Here is a 7,243-nt window from a genome sequence, read left to right on the forward strand (position 1 = left end):
GGCGACCGCTACGGCGGCGAGCGCCAGCGCGGCGCGGCGGGAGATCGGCCCGATCATCGTTCGGCCTCCGGGGCGGGCAGGCGGGCGTCGAACACCGCGCCGTTGTTGTCGCGGGCGCGGATGGTAAGGCCGGCGCTGCGGTCGGCGTCGAGCAGCAGCGTGAAGGTCGGGTCCGGCGCCACCGCTTCCGACAGCGTCAGCCGGGCGAGCGGCGCGCCGCCGGCCGAAATCTCCACTGTCTCCACGAAATAGACCGGCGCGCCCGCGATCAGGCCGTTGTCCATGGGATGGTCGATGCGCAGGCGAAGCCGGGTTCGGCCGTCGTCGGCGGGCCAGCTCCGGGCGCGGATCTCGCCGACCGCCGACAGGTCGGCCCGCGCTTTGGTGGCGGGCTTGACCGAACAGCCGCCGCCGGCGGCGTCGAGATAGGCCCCGCCCACGCGCCACACCCCGCCCTGGCGCACGGCGGCGCGCAGCGCCGTGCCCTGCTCGATCTTCATGCGGAAGGCGAGGAAGGGCGCGGCCTTGAGCGGCGTCAGCGTCAGGGTCCGCGGGAACGGGTTCAGGTCGGCGATCAGCAGCATGTCGCCCACCGGCCCGTCCGCGAGCAGGCCCCGTGCGTCCACCGCCAGCGGGGCCTGGGTCTGGTCCTCGGTGACGGGGGGCAGGATCACCCGCACCCGCTCGTCGAACACGATCGGCGCGTCGGAGAGGTAGGTCGCGGCCATGGACGGCCACAGCGGGGAGTTCAGCGGATCGGACGGGATCATGGCGCGGCGCTCTCCGGGGCGGGCGCCGGCGGCGGGACCGGCCAAGGCTCGGCGCGGACGAGCTCCCGCCCGGCGTCGAACCAGCCGTCGGAGCCGTCGGCGTACCAGTAGACCGCCGTGTGGCCGAGGCGGGCCGCGCGGCGCACGGCGTTCCACGACATCCAGCAGTCGGTCATGCAGTAGAACACCAGAGGCCGGTCCGGCCGCCCGGCGGTGAGGCGCGCCAGCGCGCGCTCGAAATAGGCGGCGATGCGCGGCTCCGGCGCGCCGCGCCCGACCTCCGGCAGCCAGACCGAGCCCGGAATGTTGTCGCGCCGGTCCACGAGCCGCCAGACGCCGGTCTCCGGGTCGTAGCCGGCGCGAGCGGGCATGACGTCGATCAGCGCGGCGTCGCGCTCTTTGATGAGACGGTCGAGTTCGGCGAGGCCGACCGCAGCGCCCCCCTCCGCCGGGCGATCCACCGGCGCGCGGTAGCGGTCGATCCGGTAGCCGGTCGCGGGGTCGAACAGGTCGCCCGCGACGGCCGCGGGCGCGGCCCACGCGAGGACCGCGAGGCCGAGCCCGATGCCGGCGGACGTGGCCCGGCTCAGCATTTCTCCCGCGCGGCCTGCGCCACGGCGAGGTCGTGCCGGGCGGTCTCGATCACGATCTGGGTGCGGCTCATGACGCCGAGCTTGCGGATGATCTCGGACACATGCGCCTTGACGGTGGATTCGCCGATGCCGAGCTCGGTCGCGATCTCCCGGTTCAGCAGGCCCTGCCGCACCATGGCGAGCACGCGCCCCTGCGCCGGGGTGAGGCTCGCGATCCGCTCGCTCAGGTCCTTGTCGGGCCGCTTCGGCGCGGCGCGGCCGGCGTCGCCGCTCTGGGGCACGTAGATCGCGCCGCCGAGCACCGCGAGGATCGCCTCCGACAGCGCCGCCTTGCCCGAGGCCTTGGGCACGAAGCCGGAGGCGCCGAGGCAGAGCGCCTCGTAGACCAGCTTGGGCTCCTCCAGGCCGGACACCACCAGCACCGGCACGAAGGGATACTCCTTCCGGAGCCGCACCAGGCCCTCGAAATTGTCGAACCGCTGCAGCGACAGGTCGAGCAGGATCAGGTCCACGTCCGAGGCGCCGGCGAGCGCGGAGCGGGCGGTCTCGATCGAGGCCGCCTCCTCGATCTCCGCGTCGGGGAAGGACGCCCGGAGCGCCGAGCGCAGCGCGTCCCGGAACAGCGGATGGTCGTCCACGATCAGGAAGCGGCGCGGCAGGTCGAGGGCGAGCGGCGCGGTCATTGCGGCCTCCTCAGAAGATCGAGGTTCGGGAACGACTTCTTCTCGGTTTCCACCGTGCATGACCATTCATCGTCCGGCTCGGGGCACGCGATTTCGATCCCGTCAGGATAGAACGTCGCGTTGCCGCATTCTCCTACGAAACGCTCCGCGTCCCCCGGCTTCGGCTCCACGCGCCGGAGCGCGTGAAGCTGGCATTCGGTGCGCAGGTTGAGCATGCGCGCGATCTGGTAGTCCTTGATCTCGGCCGCCGCCGGTCCGCCGCCGAGCGCCAGAGCGGCGGCGAAGGCGACCCCGCGGACCGTCACCCGCGTCAGTCCTTCGGCTGGTTCTCCACATAGGTGCGGATCGCCCAGATCGCCTCCTGGTTCAGGATGCCGAGGAAGGGCGGCATGCGCACGCGGCCGTCCTTGGTCGCGCCGCCGGCGACGCGGGCGTAGAACCAGGAATCACCCTCCGCGTCGGAGGGCAGCTCGCGCAGGTCCGGGGCCATGCCGCCGGACTTGGCGTCGAGCCCGTGGCAGCGGGCGCAGTTCTGGTTGTAGCCGGTGGCCCCGATGCTGATGGCGAGCTTGTCGCCGCGATAGGGGTTCTCGGACACCGGGTCTTCGCCGAGCTCCTTCAGGCCCTTGGTGTCGACGGGGCTCGGGGCGCCGTCGCCATGGGCGAGGGCGACGCCCGCGGCGGCGAGCGCCAGAAGCGAAGCGAGGGCGACGGGTTTCAACATGGACACGGATCCTTCCGGTGGGGGGCTTCGGCCGTCAGGGCCGGGGTTCGAGCCAGACGCGCCAGGTCTCCGCGCCCGCGATGAGCAGCGAGTAGGAGCCGGGTTTCTCGATCAGATGGACGGCCGATCCGCCGCCGCCGATGTGCAGGTTCTGGATGACCTGACCCTCGGCGTCCTTGAGGTAGAGGACGAAGATCGGGCCATCGCTCTCGTAGCGCAGCGCGGTCGGACCCGTGATCGTGAACGGGTCCGTCTGCACCGTGAGCCGCCCGGCGAAGGTGGGCGGCGTCATCCGGGCCGCCGCGCCGTCGTAGCAGGCGAGCCGTTCGGCCGGGTCCGCCGTGGTCCGGCAGGCGGCGATCTGGGCCGCGGCCGACCCCTCCTCGCCCTGCGCCGCGCACGGCGCGAGGGTGGCGATGAGCGCGACCGCGGCCCATGGCCTCGTCACGGCGCCTTGCGCCGCTCGCGGGCCTCTTCGGGCGAGCCCATGGTCCAGGCCGGGCTCGCGCTCTGCCAGGTCTGGGGGCAGGTGGGGCAGTCCTCCATCCAGGCGTCCTGGAAGATGGTGAAGCGGATCGAGGCCCCGGCCATGGAGGCGCCGGTGAAGTCGGCCTCATAGAACTTGGCCTCCTGCAGGTCGGCGTCGTTGAGCGTGGCCTTGCGGAACTTGGCCTTGCCGGCCTGCGCCATCTCAAGCGCCGCCACCGTGAAGTCGGCGCCGGTGAAGTCGGCCCCGGCCATGCGGGCGTGGTCGAGATTGGCCCCGATGAAGCGGGCGTTGTGGGCGCGCGCGCCCTGCAGGAAGGCGATCTGGAGCTGGGCGCCCGAGAGGTTGGCGCCGTCGAGGCGGGCGCCGCGCAGGTTGGAGCCGCGCAGGTCGGCGCGGGCGAGGTTGGCGCCGGTGAGATCGGCGCCGGAGAGGTCGGCGTTCTTCAGGTCCGCGTGGCGCAGGTCCGCGCCGGGGCAGGCGGTGTTGGCGCGGATCACGCAGTTCTTGACGATCCAGGGGTCGGGGCGGGGGTCCTCGTTCTGGATCACGGTCTGGGCGCAGGCGACGTCGGCGGCGGCGGCGGCGGCGGCCGCGATCACGAGCGCGGGCGCAAGGCGCCGGAGGGCGCCGAAAAATCGAGTTCCGGACATGGCGTCGGTCTCGCGAGAACGGGAAAAGAGCCGGCGACGACCCTCAAGGGCATGTCGCCGCCGGCGGAGATCGGCGCGGGGGCCGGAAGAGGAACCCCCGCGCCGCGAGGTCTCAGTTGCTCGAGGCGGTCTGCTGCGGCACTTCGAAGAGCCAGAAGGAGCCGCCCTGGCTGACGAGCTTGGTCTGGTCGGCCATGTCGCCGCCCCACAGCGGCACGGCGCCGCCGTAGCCCGAGGCGATGCCGATGTACTGCTTGCCGTCCATCTCGAAGGTCATGGGCACGGAGACCACGCCCGAGCCGGTCTGGAACGCCCAGAGCTGCTTGCCGGTCTTGGCGTCGAAGGCCTTCACGTAGCCGTCGCTGGTGCCGGTGAACACCAGATTGCCCTTGGTGGCGAGAGTGCCGGCCCAGAGCGGCATGGTCTCGAGGTGCTCCCACACGATCTTGCCGGTCTTCGGGTCGATCGCGCGCAGCGCGCCCACATGGGTGTCGAACTTGCGCTGGATGCGGAAGCCCTGGCCGAGATAGGCGGCGCCTTTCTTGTAGGTGACGTTCTCGGTCCAGTAGTCTTCCATCCAGTCGTTCGACGGGATGTAGAACAGCCCGGTGTCCTGGCTGTAGGACATGGGGTTCCAGTTCTTGCCGCCGAGGAAGTTCGGCGTGACCTTGATGGCGTCGCCCTTGGCCTGGCCTTCCTTTGGAGCCGGCGGGCGCTGGCCCTCAACCTCGATCGGACGGCCGGTCTTCAGGTCGAAGCCCTTGGCCCAGCTGATGTCGCGCACGAAGGGATAGGCCGCGATCAGCGCGTTCGGCTTGTTGATCTTGCCGTCGCGGGCGGTCAGCTTGTCGAGATCGGTCAGGAAGAAGAAGCCGTTGCGGTCGGCGTGGGCGCCGGCGCGGATCTTCTTGCCGTCCTTTTCGAGGTCGAACAGGATGATCTCGTTGTTGCCCGAATAGTCCCAGGCGTCGTTCGGCGTGTGCTGGAAGAAGCCGACCGGCTCGCCGGTGCCCGGCTCGATGTAGATCTGGCCCGAGGTGTAGAGGCTGTCGTAGGGCTTGTAGTCGCCGCCGGGGCCGGAACGGTAGTGGTGGTTCCACGGGGCCGGGTTGCCGGTGCCCACGACGATGGTGTTGGTCTTCTCGTCATAGACCGGGCTCTGCCACGGCGCGCCGCCGCCATGGTTCCAGGCCTCGACCTTCTTGCCGTCCTTGTCGTTCGGCCAGGAGGGAGCGGCCGCGTCGCCGGTGGGGTTGGAGGGCTTGCCGTTCAGGCGGCCCACATGGCCTTCCACCATCGGGCGGTACCACACCTCTTCGCCGGTCTCGGGGTCACGGGCGTAGAGGCCGCCCACAGCGCCGAACTCGTCGCCGGAGTTGCCGTGCACCAGCAGAACCTTGCCGGACTTGGCGTCCTTCACGACGATCGGAGCGCCGGTGAAGGTGTAGCCGGCGGTGTGATCGGCGAACTTCTTGTTCCAGACCACCTTGCCGGTCTTGCGGTCGAGCGCGACCATCGAGGCGTCGAGCGTGCCGAAATAGATCTTGTCGCCGTAGATGGCGGCGCCGCGGCTGACCACGTCGCAGCAGGGGCGGATGTCGTCCGGCAGGCGGTGCGAATAGCCCCAGAGCTTCTTGCCGGTCTTGGCGTCGAGCGCGAAAATGCGGCTGTAGGAGGCGGTGATGTAGATCACGCCGTCGCGCACCAGCGCCTGGCCTTCCTGGCCGCGCTGCTTTTCGTCGCCGAACGAGAACGACCACTTGGGCTTCAGCTGGGCGACGTTCTCGACGTTGATCTGCTCGAGCGTGCTGTAACGCTGCGCCTTGACGCCAAGGCCGTACATCAGGACGTCGTCGTTGCTGGCCTGGTCGTTGACGATGTCTTCCCACGTCACCGGCCGCATCTCGGCGGCCAGCGCAGGCGTGGCGGTGGCGAGAATGAGCGCGGACGCGCCCGCCGCCAGGAGGCGCAGGCCCCCACGGGTGAAGTCGGTCATAAGGTTCCTCCCACGGCCTTGGTCTTCATCGCCGGCCGTTGGATGGAAACGTTATAGACAAGCAAAGTCTAGTTTGTGAGAAAACTCTCACGATCATGTGGAACATAGGGACATGAGGCGGAAGGCGCACAACTGCCCGCCGGTAGATTATTATTTCATTATTTCTTGCGCGTGACCGCGCCGCGGCCCGGCGCCGCCGGCGGTTTGCGGACCAGCCGGAAGCCGACGCCGCGCACGGTGCGCACCGTCACGTTGGAGCCGAGCAGCGCGAGCTTGCGGCGCACGTAGCCCACATAGACGTCGACGGAATTGTTGGTCATGGAGCTCGGCGCGCCCCAGGCCTCCCGCAGCACGCTTTCCCGCTCCACCAGCGCGCCGTTGGCGCGTGCGAGCAGCGCCAGAAGCTCGGTCTCCCGGCGGGTCAGGTCCTGCCGCCGCTCGCCGACCTTCAGCTCCAGACCGCGATGGTCGAGCACAGCGTCGCCGCCGGTGATCAGCGCGACCGCGCCGCCGCCGCGCCGGCGCAGCAGCGCGCGCAGCTTCGCCCCCAGTTCGGACAGGTGGAACGGGCGGTGGAAGCAGGCGTCCGCCCCGGCCTCGTAGCAGGCGAGCCGCTCCGCCAGCACGTCGGCGTCGGTGGCGATGACCGCGATCGCGTCCGGCGAGCGCGCCCGAAGCGCCCCAAGCTCCGAAAACACCCGCGCGTCGGCGGCGGGCGCGGCGATCAGGATGATCTCGGCGTCGTCGTCGTCGGGCAGCGTCTCGTAGGTGCGGGCCTGAAAGCCCTCCGCCGCGAGCGCGGTGGCGAGGTAGCCGCGCAGGCCGCCGATCTCGATCACCACCACGGAGGTCACGAGCGGCCCTCCGGACGGGGGCTCGTTCGGCGGGCGTGGCCGGGTCGGGATCGCGCGCGTCGCATGGATCAGGCTCCGGCCGGCGGCGAAGGGGAACGCGACGTTCCGCAAACCACGGGCCGGAGAGCGCTTCAACCCGTCCGAACGGCGGGGCCTCGCGGGATCATGGACCCGCGAGGCTGCGCGTGAAGGCGCGGGCGTGGTCCCGCGCGGTTCGTGTCGGATCGCCCGCGCAAGGGCGGGACGCCTCGGATCAGCGGCGGCCGGCGATGGCGGCCAGCGCCTTGAGATGCCCCTCGCAGCGCTGGAAGGCGGCGGAGGCGCCGTCCCAGTTCTGGGCCTCGATGTGCTGCATCATCTGGCCCGCCTCGCGGCGCACGGCGTCGGGGGCGGCGAGCGCCACGTCGGCGGCGCGGCCCTGACCGCGGATGATGTCCAGCCGCTCGCCGAAGGCGGCGATGTCGGTGAGCGGCGGCGTGAGGC

9 protein-coding genes and 1 pseudogene are annotated in these 7,243 nt (G+C 71.0%); all 10 read right to left on the reverse strand.

Going from position 1 to position 7,243, the window contains the following annotated elements; all coding sequences use genetic code 11:
* Positions 1 to 53 precede the first annotated feature (53 nt).
* Positions 54 to 770, reverse strand: a complete 717-nt coding sequence (locus ACFQ4O_RS13100; protein WP_378776140.1) for a quinoprotein dehydrogenase-associated SoxYZ-like carrier — start codon at positions 768 to 770, stop codon at positions 54 to 56.
* Entirely contained in the window at positions 767 to 1,363 is a 597-nt protein-coding gene (locus ACFQ4O_RS13105; protein ID WP_378776141.1) for a rhodanese-like domain-containing protein, read from the reverse strand. The genes ACFQ4O_RS13100 and ACFQ4O_RS13105 overlap by 4 nt, the downstream gene beginning before the upstream one ends.
* Positions 1,357 to 2,046 (reverse strand): response regulator transcription factor, encoded by a 690-nt coding sequence (locus ACFQ4O_RS13110; RefSeq protein ID WP_378776142.1) that lies wholly within the window; start codon positions 2,044 to 2,046, stop codon positions 1,357 to 1,359. The genes ACFQ4O_RS13105 and ACFQ4O_RS13110 overlap by 7 nt, the downstream gene beginning before the upstream one ends.
* The gene (locus ACFQ4O_RS13115) at positions 2,043 to 2,351 is read right to left on the reverse strand and encodes a hypothetical protein (protein ID WP_378776143.1); all 309 of its coding nucleotides are present in this window, start codon (positions 2,349 to 2,351) and stop codon (positions 2,043 to 2,045) included. Before ACFQ4O_RS13115 ends, ACFQ4O_RS13110 begins: the two co-directional genes overlap by 4 nt.
* A 5-nt stretch (positions 2,352 to 2,356) precedes the next feature.
* Complete coding sequence (pedF, locus tag ACFQ4O_RS13120) at positions 2,357 to 2,770, reverse strand: cytochrome c-550 PedF (protein ID WP_378776144.1); 414 nt, start codon at positions 2,768 to 2,770, stop codon at positions 2,357 to 2,359.
* 34 nt (positions 2,771 to 2,804) lie between these two features.
* On the reverse strand, positions 2,805 to 3,218 hold the full coding sequence (locus ACFQ4O_RS13125; RefSeq protein WP_378776145.1) for a hypothetical protein: 414 nt from the start codon (positions 3,216 to 3,218) through the stop codon (positions 2,805 to 2,807).
* On the reverse strand, positions 3,215 to 3,910 hold the full coding sequence (locus ACFQ4O_RS13130; RefSeq protein WP_378776146.1) for a pentapeptide repeat-containing protein: 696 nt from the start codon (positions 3,908 to 3,910) through the stop codon (positions 3,215 to 3,217). Before ACFQ4O_RS13130 ends, ACFQ4O_RS13125 begins: the two co-directional genes overlap by 4 nt.
* Before the next feature lie 112 nt (positions 3,911 to 4,022).
* Positions 4,023 to 5,906 (reverse strand): methanol/ethanol family PQQ-dependent dehydrogenase, encoded by a 1,884-nt coding sequence (locus ACFQ4O_RS13135; RefSeq protein ID WP_378776147.1) that lies wholly within the window; start codon positions 5,904 to 5,906, stop codon positions 4,023 to 4,025.
* A 158-nt stretch (positions 5,907 to 6,064) separates the two neighbouring features.
* A complete protein-coding gene (locus ACFQ4O_RS13140) occupies positions 6,065 to 6,760 on the reverse strand; it encodes a response regulator transcription factor (protein WP_378776148.1) in 696 nt (231 codons plus the stop codon).
* A 253-nt stretch (positions 6,761 to 7,013) separates the two neighbouring features.
* Positions 7,014 to 7,243 (reverse strand): annotated as a pseudogene (locus ACFQ4O_RS13145) (hypothetical protein); the annotation flags it as partial.

Origin of the sequence: Methylopila musalis (assembly GCF_042679725.1) — a bacterium.
GTDB lineage: Bacteria > Pseudomonadota > Alphaproteobacteria > Rhizobiales > Methylopilaceae > Methylopila > Methylopila musalis.